The organism is Nitrospira sp., assembly GCA_029194675.1.
Lineage (GTDB): Bacteria > Nitrospirota > Nitrospiria > Nitrospirales > Nitrospiraceae > Nitrospira_D.
Window position 1 is genome coordinate 1 of sequence record JARFXP010000006.1, and the last position, 26,187, is coordinate 26,187.

At 56.0% G+C, this 26,187-nt stretch carries 27 protein-coding genes; 5 read left to right on the forward strand and 22 right to left on the reverse strand.

What is annotated here, in order from left to right; all coding sequences use genetic code 11:
- The 8 genes from P0120_21850 to P0120_21885 all read right to left on the reverse strand — a co-directional run.
- On the reverse strand, positions 1-226 hold a 226-nt coding region (locus tag P0120_21850; protein MDF0676951.1), incomplete at its 3' end, for a phage tail sheath family protein.
- A 690-nt stretch (positions 227-916) separates the two neighbouring features.
- Positions 917-1,663: a hypothetical protein gene (locus P0120_21855; GenBank protein MDF0676952.1), complete on the reverse strand. Its 747-nt coding sequence runs from the start codon at positions 1,661-1,663 to the stop codon at positions 917-919.
- A 269-nt stretch (positions 1,664-1,932) separates the two neighbouring features.
- Complete coding sequence (locus tag P0120_21860; protein ID MDF0676953.1) at positions 1,933-2,268, reverse strand: hypothetical protein; 336 nt, start codon at positions 2,266-2,268, stop codon at positions 1,933-1,935.
- Between the two features lie 235 nt (positions 2,269-2,503).
- On the reverse strand, positions 2,504-3,196 hold the full coding sequence (locus P0120_21865) for a response regulator transcription factor (protein MDF0676954.1): 693 nt from the start codon (positions 3,194-3,196) through the stop codon (positions 2,504-2,506).
- 1,000 nt (positions 3,197-4,196) lie between these two features.
- Positions 4,197-4,424 (reverse strand): type II toxin-antitoxin system HicA family toxin, encoded by a 228-nt coding sequence (locus tag P0120_21870; protein ID MDF0676955.1) that lies wholly within the window; start codon positions 4,422-4,424, stop codon positions 4,197-4,199.
- Positions 4,421-4,624 (reverse strand): type II toxin-antitoxin system HicB family antitoxin, encoded by a 204-nt coding sequence (locus P0120_21875; GenBank protein ID MDF0676956.1) that lies wholly within the window; start codon positions 4,622-4,624, stop codon positions 4,421-4,423. The genes P0120_21870 and P0120_21875 overlap by 4 nt, the downstream gene beginning before the upstream one ends.
- 323 nt (positions 4,625-4,947) lie before the next feature.
- Entirely contained in the window at positions 4,948-6,582 is a 1,635-nt protein-coding gene (locus P0120_21880; protein ID MDF0676957.1) for a hypothetical protein, read from the reverse strand.
- A 2-nt stretch (positions 6,583-6,584) separates the two neighbouring features.
- Positions 6,585-7,466 carry an MBL fold metallo-hydrolase gene (locus P0120_21885; GenBank protein MDF0676958.1) on the reverse strand — a complete coding sequence of 294 codons (882 nt, stop codon included), beginning with the start codon at positions 7,464-7,466 and terminating at the stop codon, positions 6,585-6,587.
- Positions 7,467-7,608: 142 nt separating this feature from the next.
- Between P0120_21885 and P0120_21890 the strand changes: the two genes are divergently transcribed.
- From P0120_21890 to P0120_21905, 4 genes are all read left to right on the forward strand, one after another.
- Positions 7,609-7,881 (forward strand): hypothetical protein, encoded by a 273-nt coding sequence (locus P0120_21890; GenBank protein ID MDF0676959.1) that lies wholly within the window; start codon positions 7,609-7,611, stop codon positions 7,879-7,881.
- A 248-nt stretch (positions 7,882-8,129) separates the two neighbouring features.
- The gene (locus P0120_21895; protein ID MDF0676960.1) at positions 8,130-8,435 is read left to right on the forward strand and encodes an ankyrin repeat domain-containing protein; all 306 of its coding nucleotides are present in this window, start codon (positions 8,130-8,132) and stop codon (positions 8,433-8,435) included.
- A gap of 161 nt (positions 8,436-8,596) precedes the next feature.
- Positions 8,597-9,121, forward strand: a complete 525-nt coding sequence (locus P0120_21900) for a hypothetical protein (protein ID MDF0676961.1) — start codon at positions 8,597-8,599, stop codon at positions 9,119-9,121.
- 509 nt (positions 9,122-9,630) lie between these two features.
- Positions 9,631-9,831, forward strand: coding sequence for a hypothetical protein (locus P0120_21905; protein ID MDF0676962.1), 201 nt, complete (start codon positions 9,631-9,633; stop codon positions 9,829-9,831).
- A gap of 352 nt (positions 9,832-10,183) precedes the next feature.
- On the opposite strand, the gene P0120_21910 is transcribed toward P0120_21905, so the two are convergent.
- The 12 genes from P0120_21910 to P0120_21965 all read right to left on the reverse strand — a co-directional run bounded on the left by P0120_21910 (position 10,184) and on the right by P0120_21965 (position 22,713).
- A complete protein-coding gene (locus P0120_21910; GenBank protein MDF0676963.1) occupies positions 10,184-10,816 on the reverse strand; it encodes a DNA-3-methyladenine glycosylase 2 family protein in 633 nt (210 codons plus the stop codon).
- Positions 10,816-11,766 carry an NmrA/HSCARG family protein gene (locus P0120_21915; protein ID MDF0676964.1) on the reverse strand — a complete coding sequence of 317 codons (951 nt, stop codon included), beginning with the start codon at positions 11,764-11,766 and terminating at the stop codon, positions 10,816-10,818. The genes P0120_21910 and P0120_21915 overlap by 1 nt, the downstream gene beginning before the upstream one ends.
- 48 nt (positions 11,767-11,814) lie before the next feature.
- Entirely contained in the window at positions 11,815-12,546 is a 732-nt protein-coding gene (locus P0120_21920; protein ID MDF0676965.1) for a glucose 1-dehydrogenase, read from the reverse strand.
- Positions 12,547-12,782: 236 nt separating this feature from the next.
- The gene (locus P0120_21925; GenBank protein ID MDF0676966.1) at positions 12,783-13,379 is read right to left on the reverse strand and encodes a nitroreductase family protein; all 597 of its coding nucleotides are present in this window, start codon (positions 13,377-13,379) and stop codon (positions 12,783-12,785) included.
- Complete coding sequence (locus tag P0120_21930; GenBank protein MDF0676967.1) at positions 13,342-14,796, reverse strand: efflux transporter outer membrane subunit; 1,455 nt, start codon at positions 14,794-14,796, stop codon at positions 13,342-13,344. The genes P0120_21925 and P0120_21930 overlap by 38 nt, the downstream gene beginning before the upstream one ends.
- Position 14,797: 1 nt before the next feature.
- Positions 14,798-17,971 (reverse strand): multidrug efflux RND transporter permease subunit, encoded by a 3,174-nt coding sequence (locus P0120_21935; GenBank protein MDF0676968.1) that lies wholly within the window; start codon positions 17,969-17,971, stop codon positions 14,798-14,800.
- Positions 17,968-19,161: an efflux RND transporter periplasmic adaptor subunit gene (locus P0120_21940; GenBank protein ID MDF0676969.1), complete on the reverse strand. Its 1,194-nt coding sequence runs from the start codon at positions 19,159-19,161 to the stop codon at positions 17,968-17,970. The genes P0120_21935 and P0120_21940 overlap by 4 nt, the downstream gene beginning before the upstream one ends.
- A 159-nt stretch (positions 19,162-19,320) precedes the next feature.
- Positions 19,321-19,632 (reverse strand): hypothetical protein, encoded by a 312-nt coding sequence (locus P0120_21945; GenBank protein MDF0676970.1) that lies wholly within the window; start codon positions 19,630-19,632, stop codon positions 19,321-19,323.
- A gap of 177 nt (positions 19,633-19,809) precedes the next feature.
- Positions 19,810-20,316, reverse strand: a complete 507-nt coding sequence (locus P0120_21950) for a DoxX family protein (GenBank protein ID MDF0676971.1) — start codon at positions 20,314-20,316, stop codon at positions 19,810-19,812.
- 22 nt (positions 20,317-20,338) lie between these two features.
- Entirely contained in the window at positions 20,339-20,599 is a 261-nt protein-coding gene (locus P0120_21955; GenBank protein MDF0676972.1) for a hypothetical protein, read from the reverse strand.
- A 235-nt stretch (positions 20,600-20,834) separates the two neighbouring features.
- Entirely contained in the window at positions 20,835-22,394 is a 1,560-nt protein-coding gene (locus P0120_21960) for a sigma 54-interacting transcriptional regulator (protein MDF0676973.1), read from the reverse strand.
- An 82-nt stretch (positions 22,395-22,476) separates the two neighbouring features.
- Entirely contained in the window at positions 22,477-22,713 is a 237-nt protein-coding gene (locus P0120_21965) for a CDGSH iron-sulfur domain-containing protein (GenBank protein MDF0676974.1), read from the reverse strand.
- 193 nt (positions 22,714-22,906) lie between these two features.
- On the opposite strand from P0120_21965, the gene P0120_21970 reads away from it, so the two are divergent.
- Positions 22,907-24,607 carry a cation:proton antiporter gene (locus tag P0120_21970; protein ID MDF0676975.1) on the forward strand — a complete coding sequence of 567 codons (1,701 nt, stop codon included), beginning with the start codon at positions 22,907-22,909 and terminating at the stop codon, positions 24,605-24,607.
- 5 nt (positions 24,608-24,612) lie between these two features.
- On the opposite strand, the gene P0120_21975 is transcribed toward P0120_21970, so the two are convergent.
- On the reverse strand, positions 24,613-25,485 hold the full coding sequence (locus P0120_21975; protein MDF0676976.1) for an MBL fold metallo-hydrolase: 873 nt from the start codon (positions 25,483-25,485) through the stop codon (positions 24,613-24,615).
- A gap of 255 nt (positions 25,486-25,740) precedes the next feature.
- Complete coding sequence (locus P0120_21980; protein ID MDF0676977.1) at positions 25,741-26,187, reverse strand: VOC family protein; 447 nt, start codon at positions 26,185-26,187, stop codon at positions 25,741-25,743.

Below are 26,187 nucleotides of genomic sequence, written 5' to 3' on the forward strand. Positions count from 1 at the left end.
TGGAAAAGAAGTGATAGACGGCGTAGCTCATCAGGCTGTTCTGGTTCAACCCACCGAACTTGCGATCGAAATCAGGCCAGCTGAGGACGAGCTCAGCGTGGTCGGTTGGGCCTTTCGGTGCCCATCCCACAAACGCAGCAATCGATGTGGCAACGCCCGTTATCGTGCGTACGCCACTTGGAATCTCCTCGATGTACACACCTGGATAGGTCGGTGATGTCGGCATTGGTCTCCTCCGCTAGACTGTTAGTTCGTGTTAAGTCAGCTGTTGCTTCCCTATGATCAAGCCTGGATACTCACCCAATAGTTGACTGCAAATACTCGGCTCGTCCACAAGGGTTCCTTACATTGCTCTGATATGGCACAGTAAAGAAGAGATTGTGGCGGGCCAATAGATCGCTGGATCCATTTGGATCTAGAGACAGCAACAAAATGGATCTATGCGCATCTAGATCTCTTCTGACCTAGCCCACATTATTCATGACGGTTCGTCGCGAAATTGCGGAGTCGCCAGGCGAGACTGGCGCACGGAGCCGCGAGGAAGGGAGGCAGACTTGAAACAGTCTGTTGACCGACCGAGCGGCGAGTCCGCCCGCCAACATGCCACTGAAGCCGCATGTTGGCTTGTCGCAGCGGCGAACCCGCAATTGCAGCAGAAGTGCTCACGAATAATGTGGGCTAGGCAAGATCTGGCGGCTTGACCTGATACACAAGACCTCGTGCAGCCGCGCGACTGAAGAGAGGCTCAGCAGGTATTCAGTTTGGATGTCGGCATCGTATCTCCCTCTGTTTAGACTGTTCGTTAAAGCCTGTGGTCCTGCTTTTCGTTGCTTGAGTCGCCTGCCTAACAGAGGAACTATTCATGGCCGATGCTTCCATAGACCGACTGTGCAATCTGTCGCCCCAGTCCTGTTGCTTACTTTTCGACAAACACCAGATCCTCAGGGTTGACCGTGAGTCTGACATCCTCTCCTGTCACTTCGATGAAGGTGTCGAGATTGGTGAAATGGCCATTCTTCAACTCCACGACCGGGTCCGGATTGGCGGCAAGGAAGTCCTTGAAGCCATCGATGTTCCCGCCGTTTCCGATGAAGTTCACGATGCGGCGAAAGAGTTTGGGCAGGATGACGTGTTTCTCAGTGACAGACGAGAGACTTGAAACCGTAAACCCTTTCGTCGTCTTATCCTTTGACCAGATACCTTTGCCACCCCCCTTTCGAGCCTGCGCCACCGCCGACGTGATTTTTTCCCTCAGATCAGAAAAGAGTCCTGTGTAATAAGTCGGATAGGCCAGCCCTTCCAGCGCCGACTTATAGGTCACGCTTTCTTCCAGACGGTCCGGCCGAAGAAACACCTCCGTCCCATCCTCCTCTTCGGCGTCCCCCGCAAACACGAAGGAGACCGGCCGGCGATACTTTTCAATCGCGCGCGACAGGATGTGCCCGCGCGTACCGTCCTGCGCGGAGACGACTTTAGCTCCCTTGTCGAACTTGACCTTCTTGATCTCGAGTTCATCGAGTAGAAACCGCAAGGCCTTGTGGACCAATTTCAGCGATTGATGGCGTCCTTGATAGTGCGTCTCCAGGATATCGATCGCTTCGATCCTGAGTTGGGCGTGCTCTCTGGCATTCAGCCCAACCGGGGGCCGTTGAGCAAGTTCCAATTATTGCGATCGTCGGCTTTGAAGCGGATTGAGTCTCCATCCGGCGAGTAGCCCACGACGTGGAAGGTTCCTTTGATGAGATGAAATGGCATGGGCCCCTTTTCTTTCCGACTATGAACGTGGCATCTGCGTCTTCATACGGACTCATCGCTCACCGTCAGGTTAAACAGGTCGGTCTAGGTCACGTCGACAGACAACGCGACCTCGTCAGAGACACCCTCCATGTCCATGTTCGCCCGCAATAGGGAGAGGCAACGGCTCCATCATATCTACCTCTCTGCGCACGGCTGTCTCACCGCCATTCTCATTGTCTGTATAATGTCCAGCCGATCGCCATTGATCACCCTCCTTCGGCACGAACAGAGCTGCTGGGTAAACGCTATGTTTAGGTCAGGGGCTACGCTCACAATGGTGAGGTCCGGATAGATCGCCAGGAGTTGGCTACAAAGACCCAGCTCTTCTTGACCTTCTTGAGCCAAGATGACGACATCGGCCTTGACCTTGCCTGTTTCTTGAAGAATGTTCATCGGACCGCGGCAATCCCCCACCAGTTCCATATCGTCTTGATTCGCAATCATCTGGCGGACGGCATCGGGAATCATCATGGGATGATTCCCAATCAGCACGCGGATTCTATCCACAAGAGTTCCCCGCAATGGTGTGACATGACACATGGTAGAGAAGAGATTCTGGAGGACCAATAGATCGCCGGATCTACTTGGATCTAGAGACGACAACAAAATGGATCTACGCGAATCTAGATCTCTTTCGGTCTAAGCAAGATTTTGCGGCATGATCTGAATCGCAAAACCTCATGCAGCCGCGCAACAGAGGAGAGGCTCAGAATCGAGGTCCGGTGGCACCTCGTTCTTTGATATAGTTCACCGCGGAATGTCGATTGTGCAACTGCAGCTTATCGAGGATGTTATGGACATGGTTCTTGACTGTCGAAACTTCGATATGGAGTCGAGCAGCAATTTCTTTATTGCTCAAACCTTCTTCTATCAAACGTACAATCTCCGCTTCACGTCGAGTGAGGCCCATTCCAACCGTCGTCGAAGCCTGAGCCACACCCACTTGGCGGGCCAAGACTGAGACACGGTCAAACGTCAGACTCGCAACCCGTGGAGAGCACAGTGTTTCCCCCTTCATGACGGCTCTTATGTTCTGGATCAGATCTTCAAGCGAGGCATCCATCGATAGATATCCAGCTGCCCCCACTCCTTCGATGCAGGCAAGAATATCTTCCTCCTTATCCGGCACCCCAATCACGATCGTCTTCACCCTCAGTGAAGATGCGTACATTCCTTTTCCTGACTGAACAGGTCCTTGACATCGACATAAGCCGAATTCGAGGATGAGGAGATCTGGTCTGTGCGCAACAACCGTATCCCAGGCTCCTTGATCGAGCACAGATGCACTATGCACGATCGAAATCGGTTCGGCATGCGCTAAACAATGCTGCAGACAGTCTCGATACAAGCCATCTCGATGAACAATGACAATGTTGATACCTTGGGAGTGGATCATCATCGATGACCTCACAAGAGCCTATGGATGACGACATCCCCTCGATCGCAGAAATCGACCCGAGCCCTAACTTGGAAGTATTTGTTCTGCTGAGAAATCCTTATAGACAAATACAGTCGAAAAGTAAACCTAACAGGCTTCGGAAAAACCCTCCCTTCCTCCTTCGAGAGCCTCAGGACGAACGGAGCGGTCATTGAATTTGCTGAGGTTTTCCGTTCGTGCTGAGCCTGTCGAAGCAGACAAATCGAGTTTTTCCGCAGCCTGCTAATAGATCGCTCACACAAAGTGTGACCATTCGCACACAATCAGCAAATTTGATGCTCGGCCATCGGCATCGACTCTTGAGAACATTTCAGCCTGAATTCAATATGATGGCTGGGAGAAACACTTAGCAGCGGTTTCAGGTGTATCCAATCCGATTCATCCACGATGAATCTAAAAAGATACTGCTCTGAGGAGCTGTCTCACTTTGCAACACCCGAGGGCTTGCCCGATCTACTGAGACAACATGTCACACTCTCACGCACTCTTGAACTTGGTGAGTTTCGCAAACAGGATGGCGGAGAAGGGAAGAGCCAGTCCGATCACCAGTTGCGTGATCAAGAGATCGCCAAGTTGGCTGTAATCGGCCGCTGTCTGAACAGCCGGTGCTGAGTCTTCGCACTTGCCCAAGTCATGGCAGGAAACGTAGCTTCATAATCGCTGCCACACAGCTTCCACAGTCAGGAAGAGAGCTGGCTACTATTTGAACTGTCGCGCATACCAGCCGAGATAGGTGTTCTCTGGGTTTTGTTACTTCATCAGATCGATACGGTCCTGATGTTTTCCATGCAGGGGCAACATTTTGTACCGGTCGAAATCAATTTTGTTCAGCTCAGGAGCATGGAGCTTTTCGAAATATTGTGTTCCTATGCCAAAGGGCTCCACGAAGAACCGCTTCGTGGTGATACGGAGAACGAAGCCTAGCGATAGCCGCTTGACATCACGTCGACATGGCTTAGGACTACAGCAACCCGTTCAATTGCTCGACCGACAATCGTGCTTGTTTGAGAAGGTGAGCAAGTGTGGACCGTTTGAGAGGACGATGAGCCGGAACGGTGATTTTCAACACTTCCGTGGGAAGGCGCTTCTGCAGGCGGATGTGGCTGCCCTTCTGACGGACGATCACCCAGCCATCTCGCTGCAGAGCCCGAAGCACCTCGAGGTACGAGAGGCTCGGGACTTTACTCATACGGCCAGCTCGATCTCCTCAGCCTCGGAGCTCAGGGTCAGATCATCTTCAACAGGTTCCAAGTACAGCTCGATGGCCTCTCGAATGTTCTTGATCGCCTCTTCTTTGTTCTCTCCTTCGCTGATACACCCAGGAAGGGCGGGAACAAAAACTGTAAACCCGCCGTCGTCGCTTGGTTCCAACACCACTTTGAGTTTCATGGACGCCTCATTCAATGCCTGTGCAAAGCATAACAAACTGGTCAGAGATGAGGCAATGAGACGATGAATACACAACTGGTCACATCAAGGGCAACTATAAATTGCGGCGCGGTCTTCCAATGTATCGGCCATGTCAGGCCTGTTCCTCTCAGTGCAAGTGCACCTGCACCCGATCGGCAAGCTTCAACGAGGAATGCGAAGAGTGCAAGAGCAAGAAACTGTTGGGAAGGCCGCTGCAGCTGAAGCTCGCCATCATTGGAAAGTGGGCCAGGGGCGCACACATTTCGTGCCAATTCCTTCCCAGCAACCGTTGCAGCAGAGGCTTACGCGCTCTTAAACTTGGTGAGTTTCGCAAACAGGATGGCGGAGAAGGGAAGAGCCAGTCCGATCAGCAATTGCGTGATCAAGAGATCGCCAAGCTGGCTGTAATCGGCTGGAGTCTGGAGAGCACTGGTCGTTTGATCACGTACCTCCCTGGTGACGACGAAGATCTCGTTGAGATACTTGGTGCCGAGCTGGCTGAAGGAAAGCGCGAGGTTGGTGAAGGAAGCCATCACGGCAAAGAAGGTGGCTTTCAGATTGGCCGGAGCGGAGTTCGCGATCCAGGTCAACATCGGAATCATGGAGATCTGCACGAGCGGCGATTCCAGTGCCGTGTCGACCAAAGCGATGAACCTGGCATCGACGATTCCACCGGTCGCCTTCGACGTCCATTCGTGTAATCCGTAGTACATACTCACGATCGGTAGAGAGAGGATAGTCCCGACGACGGTTAAAAATCCGACCACATACATGATCGAACGTTCGGCCATGAAGCGCCGAAAGGCGAACATGCCCACCAAGGCCAAAATGCCGCCGATCAAGGAGAGGACGGACAGGAATTGTTGATCGAACTTCAGGTCATCGATCATCCACCAGGTCGATCCTGGGCCAGGTCCTGGAATCGCACGCAAGGCGAAGATGACCGCGGCGGTGCCGACCAAGGTGAGCCGCTTATCCGGTTCCAGTTCCCGAACGAGTTTCGACATCAAGAACAGCACGATGCTCATCGAACCGGCGAACACGATCTCCTCTCGATAAGGAAATCCGCCCAATCCCACTGTCAACGTGAAAAGGACAAAGGCCAAACTTCCACCGAGGATCCACCAATTCGGTTTCGTCGGTTCGTTCTCCACATCACGTACATCCACCATCTGCCGGGCCTGCTCCCGTGAGAATCCTTCCTGAACAAATCGCTGCATCTGCCGCCGCTTGAGCCACCACGCTAATCCGACCCCCACCACAGAGACGACCGGGATCACCATGGCCATCAAATAGATGTTCTTGTACAACCGAACGAGTTCCGCCTGCGGCAGCCCCTCCGTCCCACTGAAGACGTACACGTTAATGAGCGCCACGAGGATACCGCCGCCGACAATGGCAACACGTCCGAGTGTCTGCATTGTAGTATGCATCAGCTTGCGCGTTTGATCATCGAATGGGCGTCCCTGATCGTCGACACGAGGAACCGCTTCGACGGTCATGGCGTCTGCAACGACGTCTTGAATGACGTACCCGATGGGAGCCAGCAACACACTAAGGACATACCAAATTTCCGCCGACAATATAGTCGTCATCGCTTCGCGGTTACCGATCAACAGGGCCATGATACCGAGGCTGATCGTCAACAGCCCTGCACCCAGCCCAACGAGCCAGCTCTTCCACCGCCACAGGAGATCGACCGTGTGGCCGATCGGCATCTTGAGGGCCCAGGGAATCCCGGCCCAAAAACCGAGCGCGGCGAGAAATGCAGCGGAGAGTCCGAGGTAATCTTTGACGAAAAAAGTCCCGACGATCCCGGTGAGACCAGAAATACCGTAGGCCACGTAGACCATGAGCGGCGGGAGATAGGACAACCGCATCTCGCGGCCGAGAGAGAGAATATTGCGATCAATCCAATGAAAAACGGACGTGCGCATCACTACGGTGAGACAGTGCCCTTCTTGCGGCGCTCCACCAAGGCCTGTAAACACGCGCGCATGTCGGCCGAAGAGAGGCGCACACGATCGCCGTGTCCGGCCAGTACCCATTCAAACGGGTAGTCAAGCAGTTTTTCGATGGACTCAACCAAAGCCCATTTTCTCCAGATCAACCGAGTAGGAGCCTCCAGTGATCTTGTGTGGTGGTTCCACCAGAGATGATCGCCGGTGAAGAGAAAACGCTCCCGATAGAGCAGCGCCATACTCCCGGCCGTATGGCCCGGCACGGGAATGATTTGAAACTCTGCTCCAACTCGAACCGGCTCTTCCCCTCCAATCATCCGTTCTGCAGTCGGAGCAACATCGCTGTCCGCCTGATGGATGATGCGCTTCGCGCCGAAATGCGCCGCATACTTATCCGCATCCGCCACGTCATCCCTGTGGGTCAGAAAGATATGGGCGATACCTCCTCGCCGCTCAAAGGCTTCAACGAGATGCTTGAGGTACCGAGGAGAATCGATCAGCCAGTTGCCGTCCTGATGTTCAATGAAAAAACTATTCGCTCCGAAGGATTTCTCCGAATTGAAGCCGCAATAACTCACCCCGTTCTCGATCTGGAGGGGAAAGCTCGCCATAGCGGTTTGCAATCGTGCCTTGTCGCTGTGTTCAGTGCCGATCGAACCCACGGGACAAGCAAGCAATGCCTGGTACGCTTGATGAATCTGTGGTTCAGTACCCGGCTGACGACTGACCGTTGAATAGTCGCCGACTTCTTCGAAGCTCAGCGGCGCCAACTGGCGACAGGTGTCGCAATTGATGCAGGTCGCATCCACGTAAAAATTACCAGGAACGTTAGAATCGAGACGTTTTGTCGAGTCCGCCATGGTCGATTAAAATCGCATGTTAGTCGTTTCGAATCATGAATGATATTAAAGAGATATGTCAAACTATCCGTCTTCGTGATTGACGGTATCGAAATCTTTTTGCTAGCGTGCATAACTGTCTAATAACTGGTTGGGCAGATGAATGAAGTCTGAAATACCCGAGTTTCTCGCGCCTATCGTGGCCATAGCCATGCTGCTCTTGGCCGGAGTTTTCGGTTTCTTCGGGATAGGCCTGGCTGCCGTCTGTGTAGCCGGCTTGGGCGGCTTCGCTTGGGCGTTGCCGGACGTTACGGGCATGCGTGGGATGGGAGGGCACGCCGGGGGAGCAGAGCAGTTCGTCACCATGATGCGTTTTGCCGTGTATTGCGTCGTGGCTGCGTTGATCTACGCCGTTGGAAGCTATTTCGGCACCTGACATCTCGACAGCTCATTCCGAGGAATTCGAATGAACGCGATACTCAGCCTCATAACGATTGCTACACCTCTGTTGGGCGTAGTCATGTATGGTCAGCCGGGCTTCATAGTTGGTGCGGGGATCGGGCTCGCGGCTTTCCTCATCAATTGGAAAACGGGGGATTCGATGAGATGCTTCGTCGTCGTCCAGAGACCGACCCCCTGATGGAGAACCGCGAGTTTGTACATCGAAACCGATTCAGCATCGGCATGCACGCGGCAGCCGCTAGCGGTGACCTGATGACAGTCCAAATGTCTCTTTCTAATGGCGCGAACGTCAACTGGAAGGCGCCCTACAACCACACGGCGCTCATGGAGGCTGCGGCATGGGGGTACGTGGAGATCGTTGAGGAACTATTGAAGCACGGTGCACTGGTGAATCTAGTCAATGACTTCAGACAGACAGCGCTCGATAATGTCACGGAGAATCGGACCAACATGCCTGAGGATAAGAGGGCTAGAGTCATCACCATGCTGCGGCAGGCAGGCGGCAAGAGCGCAAAGGAGTTGACTTAAGAATGGCGCTGAACTGGGCAAGACGCAGGTGCATCTGGCGTGAGTCTGATGGTGGCCGCAGTGACGTACTGCCCAACAGCAGCATGCAGCGGACGGCGCTGCGCGCCGCCGCTGATGCTGAGCGTTAGCAACAGGTATCAAAATGCAAGGAGGTCTCGAATATGGGCTTCATGAGCTGGTCGCCCAGAGGCAAGCTGCAAAAAGATCCCAAGGAAATGATGGTAGCAGCTATCAAATCTTTCAACTCGGCAATGCAGCAAATGCGCGATTTGCCCAGCGACGACCCATGTCCCCGCATATGGGAAAGCGTAATTGGTGAATTGACAACCATTATTGGAACGAGGGCATATAACGACGGAGCTCTGCATATGCGTGCCCGAGCCTCTTATTACGCAGGGTGTTACAAAGAAGCCATTGGCGATATCAATGCTTTTTTCTCTGAGGGTCATCAATACGATCCTGTCGCTCATGGCGACCTATCTCCCCGGACTTTGCGGGCGATGGCACGAATCGGGTTGCAACAGTTTTCTGATGCAGAGAAAGACCTTCATGAGGAGATCCGACTGATGAAGGGGAACATGGATCAGCGGTCCATCAACCGCTCACGAGAGGGCTACTGGTTGCTCGTTTGCAAACACAAGGGCAACAAAAGTGCTGCCATCGAGGAACAGTCCAAGTTCTATTGAAGGTGCTAACCCCGCGCTGAAGACGGACCTTCGCAAGCGGGCTTCGCCGCTTGCTTCGGCGGCTCAGCGCGAACGTTCTACTGCAGCCGCCGCGAATCGTTGTCTTCGGGAAAACACCGTATCGCGCGCTGCTCACGCTTCCAGGGTTGAGGGTTCCACACGGTCTCGGAGTTTCGGCCTCCGTCGCTGAACTCGTTGACCAGACAAGGGGTGGCTTGCTGTTTCAGACGGATGGGTGGGAGTTCCAGATCCACGCCAGTCCTTTCCCCCTCCAGCACAAGAGACCGGTGCCCCTCGCTCAAGAGGTGTTGAGAGAAGCAGCAACGCCGGCGGGAGTACCCGATAGTCCAGACTCACAGTAGGCTTACGTGGGCTGGCTCACCGCCGCGCAGTAGGATGTGGCGCTTCGCATGTGAGCATGGCATACTGATGTCCTGAACGAGAAGGACTCCGTTCCTGGCGTCAGGCCCGTGGATTGGTGTCTGGAACATTGGTGGGGAGGGTAACCCATGTCGAGGGTAGACGAACTCAAAACAGAAATCGAGAGACTGCCCCACGAGGAGTTTGCCGAACTCGCCCGGTGGTTGTCAGAAAAAGATTGGGAACGGTGGGACAAGGAGATCGAAGCTGACTCTGCGGCGGGAACGCTGGATTTCCTGGTGCGTGAGGCGCTCGAAGAGAAAGCCCAAGGGACGCTCAAGGACCTGTGAAACATCGCACAACGGCTCGGTTTTGGGCTTGCTATGCGAACCTCCCAGAAGCTGTCCAGAGAGTGGCCCGACACAACTTCGACCTCCTGAAAGAAAATCCCGCGCACCCGTCGCTGCACTTCAAAAAAGTCGGCAAGCTGTGGTCAGTGAGGGTTGGGCCTCACCACCGAGCACTGGCCGTTGAGGATGGGCCAGATTTCGTGTGGGTTTGGGTCGGACCTCATGATGAGTATGAGCGACGCATCAAGCAGCAGGGCTAACTCAGCGCTTCAGCAGCTCTCTTGCAGCGGCGGCTGAGCTTTAGGGTGAACTCTTCGATGAGAGACGTGCATTGAACTCCTGCTCCAATACATCACGATCCCGCCTTCGCTCGGTCCGCTGCACGCCAGAGGTACCAGGAGGCTGTCGTCCGATAGGGCTTCCATCGCTCGCCATATTGTAACAGCTGTTTTGGCGTGGGCATGGTGGGCCGTCGGTAGGCTATGCGGAAACCATTGCGCAGGCCGAAATCATCGACCGGCAACACATCAGGACGCCCCAACTGAAAAATCAGCAGCATCTCGACCGTCCATCGCCCGATGCCTCGGACTTCCACCAGCCGCCGGATAATCGCCTCATCAGCCAATTGCCTGATCATACGGCTTGTCGGCACAGTGCCATCGAGGGTCTTTGCAGCCAGATCGCGAAGCGCCAAAATCTTCGGTCGCGAGAAGCCGGCTTGCCTGACTGATCTCATATGCATGCCGAGCAGCTCATCCGGGCGAGGAAATCTCCGCCCTGGAAAGAGCGCAATGAATCGCTTGAGGATGCTCTCCGCAGCTTTGTCATGGAGCTGTTGATAGGCGATCGCGCGGGCAAGCGATTCGAACGGCGAACGGCGCGCTTTCGGCTTCAGCGTGAACGGACCAATCGCCTCGATCAACCGACACATGACTGGGTCAACCTGGGAAAGATAGTCGGTCGGTTCAGAATCGAGGTGACCCATTACGTCAGTGGAATGCGGCTCTTGTTCTGCGCCAGCCAGGCATCGAACGTCTGGAGTTCGGAATTCAAGCTCCTCGCAACGGCTGGATTGCGCGCCCCACAGAATGCCTCATTGAAATCGCGCTTGAACTGAAACATGTTGCCGAGGTCATCCGCGCCCTTGAAACCGAACGCTCGATACTGTTCCGGAGTCACCGCATTGTACCCCACAGGTTGCCCCATGGCCTTGGCCATCGCCGCCGCCATTTCTTGGCCGGTCAAATGTTCACCGGCAATCCCGACCGTCTTTCCGATGTATTCTTGACCTCTCCTGAAAATTCCAAAGGCACACTTGCCGATGTCCTCGACCGCGATCCCCGGCAGCTTTCTGTCTCCCATGGGCAGGGTAAACAGCAAGGTGCCGTCCGAAGCTCTCTTCGGTCCCATTCCGAAGGAGATCAAATTGTCCCAATAAAAGGACGTCAACAGAAAGGTCACGGGAAGCCCCAACTTGGTGAACTCTCGCTCTACTTCTCCCTTCACATCAAAGTGTGGAACTTTGTACTTACCCATCAACGTCGGCATACGGTTATCCGACAGAGGCACCCACTTGCGTGTATCTTCCAACGTCGACCAGATCACATGTCGCACACCTGCTTCCTTCGCCGCTTCCGCTTGACTCTTCGCCTGCGCATATTCTTTTTCCGGAGAAAGATGTTCCCAGAAATTGGTCAGACAGAAAACTCCGTAGGCGCCCGCGAAGGCGCGCTTCAGACCGGCCGCATCGTCCAGATCGGCAGGTACTACTTCAGCGCCAAGCTTGACGAGAGCCTTGGCTTTGTCCGAATTCACATCCCTCGTCAATGCACGAGCGACAAAGGTCTTGTCTGGATCGTTCACGATTGCCCGCACCAGCCCTCCACCCTGCATACCGGTTGCACCCACGACGGCGATGATTTTTCTCTCAGCCATGATGGTCACCCCTTTCTAAACCAGGATTACAGTCGGTCTCGTTGTACGTCACATGACAATCCCACCACCGGCCTGGATCGTCTGCCCTGTGAGCCATCGAGCCTCCTCGCTCACGATGAACGCCACCACGTCGGCAATATCTTTTGGCACACCGAGCCGCTTCATAGGCGAGAGCTCGATGCCCATCTGCCGATACTCTTCCGTCATCATCCCGGTCTCGGTGAAACCCGGCGAGACCGTATTCACCGTGATCCCCCTTGGAGCCAACTCTTGCGCCAATCCCTTGGTGTATTGCTCCAGCGCCGCCTTGCTTCCGAGATAGGCCGTGGCTCCAGGAAAGCGCTGATGTGTCCCACCGGTTGAGATATTCACGATACGCCCGCCGTCCTTCAGCGCTCTGGCCGCTTCCTGCATGGCAAAGTACGGTCCCTTGGCATTCAGGGCGATCACGCCATCAAAGTCTTCCTCGGTCGTTTCCTCAAGCGGCTTCGGCATGAACTTGCCCGCGTTGTTCACGAGAATATCCAACCGGTTGAACTGTTTCACCGTATCGACGACGAGCCGGCGCGCGTCCGCCACATGACTCATGTCGGCTTGGACCGCGAGTGCCTTACCGCCTTTGCCTTGGATTCCCGCAACGACCAGTTGAGCTTTCTCCGCACTCTTCGAATAGTTCACCACGACGATCGCGCCTTCTTCGGCCAATCGCTCCGCAATCGAGCGACCGATTCCGGTGGAGGCCCCCGTCACAATCGCCACTTTCCCGCTCAATGATTTCATCCGCTCGGCTCCTCTTTAACCCACATTGTTCATGAGCACTTCTGCTGCAATTGTGGACTCGCCGCTGCGACTAGCCGACATGCGGCTCAGCTGCATGTTGGCGGGCGGACTCGCCGCTCGGTCGGTCAACAGACTGTTTCAAGTCTGCCTCCCTTCCTCGCGGCTCCGCGCGCCCGTCTCGCCTGGCGACTCCGCAATTTCGCGACAAACTGTCATGAATAATGTGGGTAATCCTGTTATGCGATGGGATTCCCCCACTGTCCGAAGAATGTCCATTCTCCAATCGGCCGGCGACTCCGGGGCCGGAATTCACGCTCTCGCAGCCGCTCTGGAAGCGCAGCTGGATCACCTGGATAGCCGATGGCGATCATCGCAACCGGTTCGTAGCCCGAAGGAATCTTGAGATCGACCCGCGCCTTCTCCACGTCGAAACCTGCCATCTGATGAGCGGCCAAGCCGCCGGCAGTTGCTTGCAAGACGAGATTCTCCGCCGCCAATCCCGTATCGTGAAAGGCATGCCGGTTCGGCTTGCCGTCATCCTCGAAATTCATGCCGGCGACCGAGAGCATCAGCACCGGCGCGCGGAAAGCCCACCTCCGGTTCCCCTCCGCCAGACAATCAAACAGCCGCTTCCATTCCGTTTCGTGGTCGTGCTTACTCGCCACGATAAATCGCCACGGCTGCTCGTTATTCGACGAAGGCGCCCATCGAGCCGCTTCGAAAAGAGTTCGTAATAGATCGGACCCTATAGGTCGCTCATCGAAGGCGCGCGAACTCCAACGCCAAGCGAGCAAGTCATGGATTGGATACTGCGTATGCGCGGGCTTCTCCATGGCCACTATCCTTCTTCGGATTCTCGCCCGGTTGGCTCTCGGGAGACCACCCACCTCCGAGTGCCCTGTACAGCTGCACAATTGAGGAGAGCAGCAACCGTCGCGTACTGGTCAAGGCCAGCTCCGCCTCGAACAGATTTCTCCGCGCGACGAGGACGTCAAGATAGTTTGCCAGGCCTCCTCTATAGCGAAGTTCGGCGAGTTTCAACGCCGACTGCAGCGCCGTGACCTGTTGTTGCTGGGACTCGCCCTGACTGCGTGCCGTCCGAACGGCGATGAGCGAGTCCTCGACTTCACGAAAGGCCGTCAACACCGTCTGTTGATACTGTGCCAATGCCTCCTTGGTTTGAGCTTCCACCGTTTCCTGCTCGAAACCCAGTATTTGAGCATTGAAGATAGGAGCCGCCAACGCGGCGCCGAGCACACCGAAGTGGCCCGTACTTGCGAAGATCGATTGCAATGCGGGATTAGCCGCACCGGCCATCGCGGTCAACGTGATTTTGGGGAATCGCGCGGCCTTGGCGGCTCCGATACGGGCGTTGGCGGCCGCCAACTGCCGTTCGGCAACCGCCACATCGGGACGGCGCTGCAACAGCTCGGACGGCAAGCCTGCGGGAACGTTCGGGGGCAGTGCTTGCTCGTCCAATGAACGGCCGCGGGCCATGCTGAAGGGTTTGCGGCCCAGGAGCACGCTCAACTCGTTCTCGGTTTGAACCATCCGTCGTTGGAGTTCCGCCGTACGGGCCGCCGCATTGGCTCGTTCCGCTTCAAACTGATCGGCGTCCAGTTTGGAAGTCATCCCCTGGCGCAACCGTGCTTGGGCAATCCGCACGGACTCTTCCCAGGATTGCAGCGTTCGCTTTGCGATATCGAGCTGGAGGTCGAACTGGAGAAGATTGAAGTAGGTTTCGGCCACTGTGCTGACCAGTTGAATCGCCACCGCACGGCGGTTCTCTTCCTTGGACAACAAGTCGGCGCGAGCCGCCTCGTTGGCTCGTCTGATGCGGCCCCACAGATCCAGCTCCCACGACATGTTGCCTTCGAAGTAATAGTTGAACGGATTGGGAAAGCCGGGAACCAAGAACACTGTGCGACGGGCGGCCGGCGCGTTCACTGCGGCCGTGATTTGCGGTAAAAAGTCCGTTCGGGCGATGAGGGCCCTTGCCCGAAACTCATCGATGGTCGCAACGGCCCGCCGGAGATCCCAATTGTTCTCAAGAGCCGCCCGAATGAGCCGCTGCAGCTGTTCATCACGCAGAAGATCCCACCATGGCAGATTCGCCATTGAGGGCAGGTCCGACGGACCTTCCGCCATGCGGAAAGCATTCTCTGTGTCGGCCTTGGGCCTGGTGTAATCAGGACCCATAGCACAGGATAGAAGAAGACACGCAAGTCCGATGGCCAAGATCGTACGCATGTTAGGACTTTTCCTCCGACGTGAGGTTCAACATCACCCTTTGATCCACTCTTACTCCCGGTTGCTCTTTACGCCGAGTCATCTTTCTCAGCAACACAAAAAACAACGGCACGAAGAAGATCGCCAAAAACGTGGCCGCGAACATCCCGCCGAGAACCCCGGTGCCGATCGACTGGCGGCTGGCAGCCCCGGCGCCTGAAGCAATGACCAATGGGAACATACCGAAGATGAAGGCCATTGACGTCATAATGATCGGACGAAACCGCAAACGGGCCGCCTCCACCGCCGCTTCAATGAGAGGTCGCCCCGCTTCATAACGGGTGTTGGCAAATTCGACGATCAGGATGGCATTTTTGGCGGCAAGTCCGATCAACGTCACGAGACCGATCTGGAAATAGATGTCGTTTTCGAACCCTCGAAGCCAGACAGCCGTCAGCGCACCGAACACGGCGAACGGGACGGCGAGAATGACGGCAAACGGCACCACCCAACTCTCGAACTGTGCAGCCAAGACGAGAAAGACCATCAATAGCCCGATGGCAAAGACTTGGCCTGATTGACCACCGACCCGACGTTCCTGAAAAGAGATATTGCTCCAATCGATGGCATAGCCTTGCGGATCCAGCACTTCTTCCGCGACCCGTTCCAACGCCTCGAGTGCTTGACCTGAACTGAAGCCAGGCGCAGCAGCACCCAGCAACAGTGCCGTATTGTAGCCGTTGAAGTGATTCACAGGATCCGGCCCGCTCTGATACTTCGGCGTCACGACTGTATCGAGCGGGATCATATTGATACCCCTCGCGCTTCGGGCACGCACATAGATTTTCGAGAGGTCCTGAGGTGTCGACCGATACTCGGCGTCTGCTTCCGTCTGAACGTGATACACACGGCCGAATTTGACGAAGTCGTTAATGTAGTAATTGCCGAAGTACGCTTGCAGTGTATCAAAGACATCCGAAATCGGAATTCCCAACGACTTCACCCGTTCTCGATTCACGTCGGCATAGAGCCTGGGCGAGGAGACACGAAAATTCGTCCCGACGCGTCCGATCGCCGGTTCTTTTTTCGCCCGCTCGACGAATTGCTGCGCGACCATGGCGAATTTATTGAAATCGCCGCCGCTCGGATCTTGGATCTGCGCCGAGAAGCCGCCGACGGCACCCACTCCGCGAATCGAGGGCGCATTGAATGCAAGGAGCAGAGCTTCCGGAATTTTTGCAAACTCCCCATAGGCAGCGCCGATAAGCGCTTTCACATGGTACTGAGGCTCCGGCCGTTCATCCCATAACCTCAACGGCACAAACATCGTCGCAGTGTTCGGCCCTCTAGTGCTGAACACGAAATTCTGTCCGACCAAGGCATCGGTTGAATGAACCGCCGGGATCGGCTGAAAAAACCGCTCGACCCGTTCGAGAACCGCCTCCGTCCGCTGCGTCGATGCACCGTCCGGCAGTTGTGCGATGACGATGAAGTAGCCTTGATCTTCCTCCGGTAGGAAACTACCCGGCAACTTCTGGTAGAGTCCGATGGACACGACGACGAGTAACGCGAAGACCGCCATGACACGAAGCGGCCTCACGACGAGAGCGGCGATCGAGCTCGTATATCCAGATTGCGTCCGGCTGAAGAAGCGATCAAAAAGTTCCCAGAACCTGCTCCGTTTCCGATGCTGCTGTGTGAGCACGACACCGCAGAGCGCAGGGCTGAGCGTCAGCGCCACGAACCCCGAAACCGTCACCGAGATCGCGATCGTGGCGGCAAATTGCTTATAGAGGGCCCCTGTGATCCCGCCGATAAACCCGACGGGGGCGAAGACGGATACCAAGACCAACACGATCGCGATGATGGGCTCAGTCACCTCGCTCATGGCCCTCTTGGCCGCCTCTTTTGGAGGAAGCCGATCCTCACGCATATGTCGCTCAACGTTCTCAACCACTACGATGGCGTCGTCCACCACAATCCCTATCGCCAGAACCATCCCGAACAGGGTGATCGTATTGATGGAGAAGCCGAGGGCATAGAGCCCGATGAAGGTGCCGATCAAGGAGACGGGCACGGCGACGGTTGGAATGATGGTTGCCCGCCAAGTCTGCAGGAACAGGTACACGACGAACACCACCAGCACCATCGCTTCCATCAATGTCTTGACCACTTCCTTGATCGAGACTTCGATGAAACGTGTGGTGTCGTACGGGGAGTCATACGACACGCCGGGGGGAAAATTCTGGGCCAGCTCGTCCATCTTCGCTCTCGTGCGACGCACGGTATCGAGTGCATTCGCTCCGGGAGACAAGAACGTCAGCATGAAGGTCGTCGGCTTGCCGTTCTGTCGGCCTTCCAAGCCATAGGCTTGAGCCCCCAGTTCGATGCGCGCCACGTCCCTGAGCCTCACAAGCGAGCCGTCCGGCAGTGCCCGCACGATTAAATCTTCGAAGTCCTTCACCTCCGTGAGACGGCCTTTTGCAATGATCGGGATCGTCAGTTCGGTCCCCTTCGGTGCCGGTTCCCTCCCGATCGTTCCGGAGGGATTATCGCGATTCTGTTCACGAATGATCGCGATGACATCACTCGGGACAAGGTCCAACTTTGCCATCAGCAGCGGGTTGAGGATGATCCGCATACTATAGTTATGCTGCCCGAACACCACCACATCCCCCACGCCTTTGACGCGTTTCAATTCATCGACGAGCCGAAGCGTGGCATAGTTCGAGAGGAAGACGGCATCGTGCCGGGGATCGGTCGAATTGAGTGCAATGACGAACACGAGATCGGGAGACATCTTCTTGACGGAGATGCCCTGACGAACCACTTCCGGAGGAAGCTGCGGCTCAGCGAGTTTTTCACGGTTCTGCGTTTGAACCTGAGCGATGTCCGGGTTTGTGCCGATCTCAAACGTCAGCTTGATCGTGACGTGGCCGTCGTTACTGCTGGACGATTCGTAATACAGCAGATTATCAACGCCCGGGAGCTGGACCTCGATCGGACGGGCGACCCCTTCAGCAGCGACCTCCGCGCTGGCACCGAGATAGTCCGCGTCGATCTGCACCACCGGCGGGGTGATTTCAGGAAATTGCGCGACCGGAAGGAACTGCGCGGAGAGCAGCCCCATGACGACCACAACGACCGAGATGACCGACGCAAGAATCGGCCGATCGATAAAAACATTCGAGATCACAAATGATCCTGAGGAAGGTTGGGGGCAGACTCCGTAGCGGAGGCATTCGCCGCGACCCAGGGAACAGCCTTTACGGGAGCGCCCGGACCGATCTTCATTAAGCCGTTCACGACCACCCGATCGCCCGCATGCAGACCTCTGTCGATGATCCACTGGCTTCCTTTCCAATCGGAAGCCGTCACGTCTCGAATCTCAATCTTCTCGTCCGGGTTGACCACATAGACAAAGGGGCCTTGTGGACTTTGCATCACGGCTCGTTGGGGAATGAGGACCGCGTCTGTTTTTGTATCACCGGTAAATCGGACCTTCACAAATTGCCCCGGCAGAAGGGCTCGCTTCGGATTTGGGAAGGTAATTCTGATTTGACGCGAACTGGTTTCCGATCGCAAACCGGGCTCCAACAAATCAAGGACCCCTTCTTGTGGATAGGCCGTGCCATCCATGAACGTAAGTCGACCTCGCAACTTGTAGTCTCCTGGATGGGTAATTCTCTTCGCCTCGATGTCCCGCCGCCGTTGTAGGATGAACAGCTCGGGAACGTTCACAACCACGTACATCGGATCGACTCGATGGATCATGGTCAGCAGATCGGTCTGAGCCGACACCAACCGTCCTTCATAGTAACGGCTGCGCTCGATAATCCCGCTGATGGGAGCCGTGATGAGAGTGTTATCCAGATCGAATTGGGCCTTGATGAGATCGGCATGCGCGCCTTCCAGCGCGGCATTGGCCGATAGTTGCCCGGCAACGGCATCGTCGACGTCCTTCTGGCTGACTGCCTGTTCGGCAAGCAACGGTTTCACTCGAGCCAGGTCCTGCTTGGCTTGGACCATGCGAGCCTCCGCCTGCGCAATCTTGGCCTTGGCACTCGCAACCGCCGCCTTGAAGGGAACGGGCTCAATCTGATACAGACGGTCTCCTTGCTTCACGTCGCGTCCTTCCGGATATAAGACCGCCTTCAAAATCCCCGTCACTTGCGGACGGATTTCCACCGGACGAGACGCTTCGGCCTGACCGATAAACTCCGGTTCATCGGGGATGCTCTGCGTTTGCACGGTGACGATCTCGACCTGCGATACCTCCGGTGCCGGCATCGACTCGGCTTCTTGTCTACAAGCGGCTGAGACTGCCATTGCCACAAAGACAAGCCCCGCTGCGACATACCCCATAGATTGATGATCCTTCTCCATACGACCCACCCTACTTTGCAATTCTCACAAGGTTTCCGCTACAGGACAAACGTGTCATTGTACTCAGCCAGATGAGACGGCGGCAAGTCCGGACGAACACGGATTACCGGCACCATGACAATGATCAACCGCCGACATCCGCTTTCATCAATTCTTAAATCAGCTCGTCGCGATTCTTTCTGAAGGTCCGCCCGGCTGGTTTCTTCTGATTTCTTCGACGACACACCTCGTCAAACAGCCGGACGCCCGCAGCTCCGCCCCTTGCCGCCACAGACGAGCCAACAGTGCCTTGCCGTCGGCATCGATGAACGTCACACCGGTCAAATCGATCATCACGCAACGCTGCTGCCTGACGGACATCTGACGACAACTGGCCCTCAGCTCTTCGACCCATGGGCCGGCGAGTCGCCCTTCGAGCCTCAGTGACAGAGCGTCCGGTTGTGGGCCTCGTTGTTCGGTAATCTTCAACATGTTCGTCGAGCGCCTCTTCGTCCCGTCACCTGCTTCAAGCCAGTACCGACATCGCGATCACCGCTATCACGTTCAACAGAAGGAGAATGATCAGCCACATGACGCTCTCCTTTCAGTTGCTTCAATACAAACCTGGCCTCTGTCCGGCCCTCTTCATTCGGCGTTCCCGACCTTCGCTCAGAACATCCGCAATCCGTGAGCAACCTTCCTCATCGAATGTGGAGGAGCGCTTTCACGCGCCTGAAGCCAACGAGCGATCACGCCATCCATAGCCCACTTCCCTCCACCGATGATCACCAGGGTGGCGCTCATCGTGATCACGAGTAGATGATATTCAAAGCCCTCTCCCTGCTGTTGGCCGAACCAGTTCATGAAAAACCCATGCGGCCAGTGCACGGTTGCGATCGCCCCCAGCATGATGACGATGAAGCTTGCCGCCGTGAATCTCGTCAGAAATCCAACAACCAACCCCAGGCTGCCGAAGGCCTCCCCGATGATGACGAGGAAAGCAACCAGCCAGGGGAGCCCCGCGTTTTGGGTAAAAAACCCCATCGTCCCTGCGAAACCGTTTCCGCCAAACCAGCCCAATAACTTTTGCGCGCCATGCGCGAACATCACGCTCCCAAGTCCAACTCGAAGAATGAGACCGGCCCATGAATCATCTGTTTTGAAGAATGCCGTCATGATACTCTTCCCATCAGCTCACTCACTTCTGACTCGTCGCCAGTTCACTGCCGCGCTGCGATCGCCGATTCTGCAGAATCACAGGATCAACAATGTCGCCGCACTGCACACACCGTCGGAGCAACACATCGGCTTCACTGCTACCGAGCATGGACTCGAAACCCTGTTCCACAACCATGAGTCCTGTGCATCTGGGACAACTTATGGAATTGAAGATAGAGTCCCGTTCCAGTCGATTGCGCCCAGTCCGCTCGTTCTTCGTCAATTCAACCGCTGTCGCCATGATCGACCTCCCTTGTGTAAGAGCTCACTCAATGCTGTGGCAACTTATGTTCCTACGCACTTCCTCACGCAGGCACCACCGAAGCCATTGCAATTAATGGAGAATACACATCGGCGAGGGGAGCCCTCGCCCGAAGCAATCGAGGCGATCTGCCGAGCTTACGGCACAGTGCCGAGGGATCGGCACAAGCCCGAATCCTAAATGATGGCATCACGAAACACTTGCCCGAGAGAGGCTACGAAGGGTCGGGACCGGGACTATCGGGGCGAGAAATACCGAGTCTCTGCATTTTGGACTGGAGGGTCGTTCGCTTGAGGCCTAACCGAGCAGCGGCACCGGCGGGACCGCCGATGACCCACCTTGTTTCATCCAGCACACGCAGGATTTGCTCACGCTCAATCTCTTCAAGCGTTGCTGTCTGGACGGTGGCCGGACGCCTCTCCATCTGAAGCTCACTGATCGGCATCTGCAGATCGGTCCCTTGCGTGAGAATGACGGACCGCTCGACCAGATTCTCCAGCTCACGGATATTGCCCGGCCAAGCGTACCGGGAGAGCAGATCAATCGTCTCGGTTGGTACCGTTTGGATGTTCTTTTTCATGCGAACCGCATAGTGCTGCGTAAAATAGCGGACCAGGATAGGGATGTCTTCGGGGCGTTCGCGGAGCGGCGGCAAGATGACAGGGAAGACATTCAACCGATAGTACAAGTCACTCCGAAACTGCCGCTCCTCCACCAAACGTTTGAGGTCCCGATTCGTAGCAGCGACTAAGCGTACGTCCACGCGAATGGTTTTCGTGCTACCCAGCCGCTCAAATTCCTGCTCCTGCAACACACGAAGCAGCTTCGATTGTAACTCCAACGGAATTTCTCCCACCTCATCGAGAAAGATCGTGCCTTTATCGGCCAACTCGAATCGACCGGCTTTTTGAGAAATCGCGCCCGTGAAAGCCCCTCGTTCATGCCCGAAGAGCTCGCTTTCCAACAGCCCAGTTGGAATGGCGGCACAGTTCAGCTTGACGAAGGTGCGCTCGCTGCGTCCGCTCAACCGATGGACGGCTCGAGCGATGAGTTCCTTGCCCGTTCCGGTTTCCCCCTGGATCAGCACGGTCGAATCGGTCGGAGCCACGACCTCGACTTGCTTCAGCACCTGCTTTAACGCATCACTGTCGCCGATGATATCGTCAAACCCATGTTCGAGACGAAGCTCCTCTTCGAGGTAAAGCTTCTCCTTCGCCAGTCTGTCTTTGAGCTCGGCAATCTGTTTGAACGCCAAGGCGTTTTCGACCGCAACCGCCACTTGTTGAGCCACTTGTTGAAGAAACTCTATATCCCTATCGCTATAAGCCTCTGCCTTCAAACTCAAGAACCCCATGGCGCCCAACCGCCCTCTCGCCGTGGTGAGCGGAACAAAGCAAAACGACTCTGTCCCATCTTCCTTCATATGGCCCATGACCGTCGGCCATCGTCGCTCCTCCGTCAATTTGGACACAAGGATTGGCTGTTGTTGCTGCCAAACTAATCCGGAGGGACAGTCGTCGATCGGGACTTCATGCCCCCCTACGAGGTCAGCCGGCACGTTCGCCTGAATGGTATGCAGACGCATGACTTTCTTGACAGGATCATGGAGGGAGAGATCGACATAATTGACCTGCACGACCCGAGGTAGGCGATGGGCTAAATCGTAGAAGAGCCGATCCAGGTCTCGTTCTGCAGAGATCGCTTGGGCGACTTCTAAAAGCGCCTGATAGCGCTCCGCGAGGGTCTCACAGGGAAGTATGGCCGCCTGATCCATACGACCAAGTATGGACTACCGATCAACGACAGCTCAAGGGGTCTCACAGGTAAGCAGCCTGCTGGAAACCTCGCCGGGCCCGTCAGAGTGTTTGGTGCGTCCCGTCGCAGAACGGCGGAGTCTTGGTGTGCTTGCACCGGCACAACGCGACCTCCTTTTTTTCATCCAGGGTAAACTCAAGCGGCTCAAACCCAGTGCCTTCATGAGACCCGTCACAGAACGGTTGGTCTCGCGAGCGCCCGCAGGAGCACCAGTAGTAGGTTCCTGGTTCCAACGTAATCACGGCCGGCTCTTTGGCTGCAATGCGTGGCTGTCCCATGAATGTCCCCCCTCTGGATGGTTGAAATGAGATCACGCGGCTGAGTATATGCTCTCCCTATAGAATTTCGCACGTCCTGAGGCGGCGGTATTATTCACCTCGTCTATGGTATTTTCGTTCCCCGGTCTTGTGGCCTTGCTACCAATCGGTCATGGTACAGCTAATATAGCGTTCACTTAAAATTAGGTGTTGCGTGCAGCCCGACCCCGTATTTTTTAGAGATCTCGCCACGGTATTCCTTGCCGCCGTCGCAGGCGGCGTACTCGCTCGACTTGCCCGGCAGCCGTTGATTCTTGGCTACGTCCTGGGCGGTATCGCCATCGGCCCGTTTACACCGGGACCTACCATCTCGGAATCTCACACATTCGATCTCTTTGCGGAGATCGGCATCATTCTCTTGATGTTTTCGATCGGACTTGAGTTTTCCGTGAAGGACCTGATGCGCGTCAAATGGGTCGCCCTCGCGGGAGGTCCGCTCGGCATTCTCTTGTCCATCGGGTTGGCCCTACTGGTAGGGAGCTTGATCGGGTGGTCGACGACCCAAAGCATCGTGATCGGAGCAGTGACGTCTATGGCGAGCACCATGGTTCTCGCCCGTTTCCTCGTCGATCGGGGTGAACTTCGTTCAAAACACGGACGGGTGATGATCGGTATCGCCCTGGTGGAAGACGTAGCGGTCGTCGTCATGACGGTGCTCATGTCGGCCCTCGGAGAATTCGACTCGGGACGATTGCTCCTGATCGGCAAGGCCTTTGCGAAGGCGATGCTGATCCTAGCGCCGGTCGGATACTTGGGCGCCAAAGTCATCCCGCCGATCCTGACGCACGTCGCCAGGACGCAAAACCATGAACTGTTCTTACTCGTGACGCTGGCCATCAGCCTTGGGACCGCCGCCGTCACGCAGATGGTCGGACTGTCCCTCGCGCTGGGGGCCTTCCTGGCCGGTCTCATTATCAGCGCATCAGAGTATGGGCACGAAACCTTGGCCCGGCTGCTCTCGCTACGCGATGCCTTCGTCGCGCTTTTCTTTGTAACCATCGGCATTCTGATCGACCCACGCGTGATCATCGATAACCTTTCTCTCCTTGCCACAATGATCGGCTTGATCGTCGTCGGGATGTTCACGATTTGGACAACCATCGTGCGGCTGTTCGGTTACTCTTGGACCACGGCATGCCTGGTGGGGATCGGTCTCACTCAAATCGGGGAATTCTCGTTTGTCCTGGTGCAGGTTGCAAAAGGGGCAGGCCATGTCGGCAGCGAAGTCTACAATGCGACGCTTGCTGCCTCCGTCATCACTATTCTCATGAATGCGGCTCTCGTCCGGTATGTACCTGGTTGGATAGGTCGGAGACGGTTCGCCCATGATCAGCACGACATCGCGCCCTGGCCGCCGGAAGGCGACCCGCTCCGACAGCATGTCGTCCTGTGTGGATTTGGCCGAGTCGGCAGCTCGCTCGGGAGAGCGTTGGAGGCCTTCAGTCTTCCCTATGTGGTCATCGACCGAAATCCGGACACCATTCGCCAGTTGCAGGCCAGGCACATTGCCTGCCTCTATGGGGACGCCTCCCACCGCGAATTACTCATGAAGGCCGGAGCGGAGGACGCGTCTCTGATCATCGTAGCACTGCCTGAAATTGAATCTGCCGCTCTCACGGTACGTCGCATCCGCGCCCTCAATCCGAAAGTCCCGATCTTAGCTCGAGCACATGGATCAGCGGAAGCGGAACGACTCGGTACGGTTGGTGCAGCCGAGGTGATTCAGCCTGAAGTCGAGGCGTCGGCAACACTCATCCGGCATGCATTGGCCTGGTTCGGAGTACCGAAGGACCGCATTCTGGACTACGTGGAACAATATCGACAACCCATGGAAACGAAGCGGCCATCAAGTTAATCTAGTCAGCGATTTTCCTTCCGCTGCTGCGAGAGATATCGGTACATCCCCTCTACATTTTCCGGGAACCATTCAGCGTAGCGCTGCCACTGCTCGTACTTGGGAAGCCGCACGACTTTTTTCGCCTCTTCCACACTCGCCCCCTTGCGGACTTGCTCCGCCACGGCCGCTCTGAGGTCTTCGAGGTAGTTGCGGAATTGTCGCACGTGCTCTTTCTTGCCGATCTTGCCATGGCCTGGGACCAGAGTCTCGAAGTCTAATTGCTCGACCTGTTTGAGCGATTCGATCCAGTCGTCCGGATAATCGCTCTGCATCGTGCGGTAGGCCACCGTCTCGACTGGAATAAAATCGACGGCAAAGAGTAGTTTGTTCTGCCGGAGCAGGACGACGAGGCTGTTGTCCGAGTGGTTCTTGCCGGTATAGATGAGGTCGATGTGCTTGCCGCCAAGGTCAATACCCATTCGGTCGGTGAAGGTGAGGTCCGGGACTGGAGTGTGTGGATCCGCTGCTTGGAGAATTTTCTCCCGCGCCGCCGCATGGCTGACGAAGCGTGCCTGATCGGCGAAGACGCTGCCGCCGGTGATGTGATCATCGTGGTGGTGGCTGTAGATCACATAACGGACCGGTTGATCGGTCAGGGTCTGGATCTTGGCCTTGAGCCAGATCGCCGCGTCGGAACTGATCGGATCGGTCGCGATCACGCCCTGCGGCGTCGTGATGAAAATAGATTGATGAAAGTGACGCCGGAACAGGTAGACGTCCTCGGTCAGCTTGGTGACTTCATCATCGGGCCGGGACTGTTGGGCAAATACCCTCTGGCCCTGAACCAACAGACATCCGACTATCAGCACAAAGAGAAACCATTTCGAGATCGACATGCCATTCTCTCCTGACAGATCATTCCGTGCCGCATGCTACCGGCCTTTAGCAGGCTGCGGAAAAACCCTCCGTTCATCCTTCGAGAGCCTCAGGACAAACGGAGTGCTCATTGAATGTACTGAGGTTTTCCGTTCGTGCTGAGCCTGTCGAAGCACACAAATCGAGTTATTCCGCAGCCTGCTAGGTTGTATTCTCCCGTTTGAGCGAAACGACTCCAGCCGTCTCGCTTGCTCCCTCTTGTCTCCACATCAGGATTACAGATGCAGCGGCTTGATCGGCGACATAACCGCTGCCGGATCGTGCTTCCACACCGATTCGTCCGCATCCACGTAGAGTTCCACCTCGTTCCCATCGGGATCTTTTAGATAGAGGCTCTGGCTGACCGTGTGATCGCTCATGCCGTCGATCGGGATCCCTGCTTGTTCCAGCTCTCGTTTGGCCTGACGCAGCTCATCGAGGCTGTCTCCGATTTTGATGCCGATGTGATAGAGCCCGCGACGCCTGCCCGATGGAGGCCCGGGCGCATCGCCGACTTGGATGAGCAAGAGTTCGTGGTGGGTACGGCCTGAGGTCAATGCCGCCGCCGCTCCGTTGAAGATCCGCCCAACCTCCTTAAATCCCAGCAGATCACGATAAAACGCCAACGAGCGTTCGAGATCCTTCACATAGAACACGACATGACCAAGGTAATGGGCTTTCAT

What these genes read in the sequence shown, in the direction of transcription:
- P0120_21895 (MDF0676960.1), top strand. Translation starts at nt 8,130, where the DNA reads ATGCACGCGGCAGCCGCTAGCGGTGACCTGATGACAGTCCAAATGTCT.
- P0120_21890 (MDF0676959.1), top strand. Translation starts at nt 7,609, where the DNA reads ATGAAGTCTGAAATACCCGAGTTTCTCGCGCCTATCGTGGCCATAGCC.
- P0120_21905 (MDF0676962.1), top strand. Translation starts at nt 9,631, where the DNA reads ATGTCGAGGGTAGACGAACTCAAAACAGAAATCGAGAGACTGCCCCAC.
- P0120_21960 (MDF0676973.1), bottom strand. Translation starts at nt 22,394, where the DNA reads ATGGATCAGGCGGCCATACTTCCCTGTGAGACCCTCGCGGAGCGCTAT.
- P0120_21875 (MDF0676956.1), bottom strand. Translation starts at nt 4,624, where the DNA reads ATGAAACTCAAAGTGGTGTTGGAACCAAGCGACGACGGCGGGTTTACA.
- P0120_21880 (MDF0676957.1), bottom strand. Translation starts at nt 6,582, where the DNA reads ATGCGCACGTCCGTTTTTCATTGGATTGATCGCAATATTCTCTCTCTC.
- P0120_21925 (MDF0676966.1), bottom strand. Translation starts at nt 13,379, where the DNA reads ATGGAGAAGCCCGCGCATACGCAGTATCCAATCCATGACTTGCTCGCT.
- P0120_21915 (MDF0676964.1), bottom strand. Translation starts at nt 11,766, where the DNA reads ATGGCTGAGAGAAAAATCATCGCCGTCGTGGGTGCAACCGGTATGCAG.
- P0120_21900 (MDF0676961.1), top strand. Translation starts at nt 8,597, where the DNA reads ATGGGCTTCATGAGCTGGTCGCCCAGAGGCAAGCTGCAAAAAGATCCC.
- P0120_21870 (MDF0676955.1), bottom strand. Translation starts at nt 4,424, where the DNA reads ATGAGTAAAGTCCCGAGCCTCTCGTACCTCGAGGTGCTTCGGGCTCTG.
- P0120_21950 (MDF0676971.1), bottom strand. Translation starts at nt 20,316, where the DNA reads ATGACGGCATTCTTCAAAACAGATGATTCATGGGCCGGTCTCATTCTT.
- P0120_21965 (MDF0676974.1), bottom strand. Translation starts at nt 22,713, where the DNA reads ATGGGACAGCCACGCATTGCAGCCAAAGAGCCGGCCGTGATTACGTTG.
- P0120_21920 (MDF0676965.1), bottom strand. Translation starts at nt 12,546, where the DNA reads ATGAAATCATTGAGCGGGAAAGTGGCGATTGTGACGGGGGCCTCCACC.
- P0120_21945 (MDF0676970.1), bottom strand. Translation starts at nt 19,632, where the DNA reads ATGTTGAAGATTACCGAACAACGAGGCCCACAACCGGACGCTCTGTCA.
- P0120_21885 (MDF0676958.1), bottom strand. Translation starts at nt 7,466, where the DNA reads ATGGCGGACTCGACAAAACGTCTCGATTCTAACGTTCCTGGTAATTTT.
- P0120_21865 (MDF0676954.1), bottom strand. Translation starts at nt 3,196, where the DNA reads ATGATGATCCACTCCCAAGGTATCAACATTGTCATTGTTCATCGAGAT.
- P0120_21955 (MDF0676972.1), bottom strand. Translation starts at nt 20,599, where the DNA reads ATGGCGACAGCGGTTGAATTGACGAAGAACGAGCGGACTGGGCGCAAT.
- P0120_21980 (MDF0676977.1), bottom strand. Translation starts at nt 26,187, where the DNA reads ATGAAAGCCCATTACCTTGGTCATGTCGTGTTCTATGTGAAGGATCTC.
- P0120_21975 (MDF0676976.1), bottom strand. Translation starts at nt 25,485, where the DNA reads ATGTCGATCTCGAAATGGTTTCTCTTTGTGCTGATAGTCGGATGTCTG.
- P0120_21930 (MDF0676967.1), bottom strand. Translation starts at nt 14,796, where the DNA reads ATGCGTACGATCTTGGCCATCGGACTTGCGTGTCTTCTTCTATCCTGT.
- P0120_21940 (MDF0676969.1), bottom strand. Translation starts at nt 19,161, where the DNA reads ATGGAGAAGGATCATCAATCTATGGGGTATGTCGCAGCGGGGCTTGTC.
- P0120_21910 (MDF0676963.1), bottom strand. Translation starts at nt 10,816, where the DNA reads ATGGGTCACCTCGATTCTGAACCGACCGACTATCTTTCCCAGGTTGAC.
- P0120_21860 (MDF0676953.1), bottom strand. Translation starts at nt 2,268, where the DNA reads ATGATGATTCCCGATGCCGTCCGCCAGATGATTGCGAATCAAGACGAT.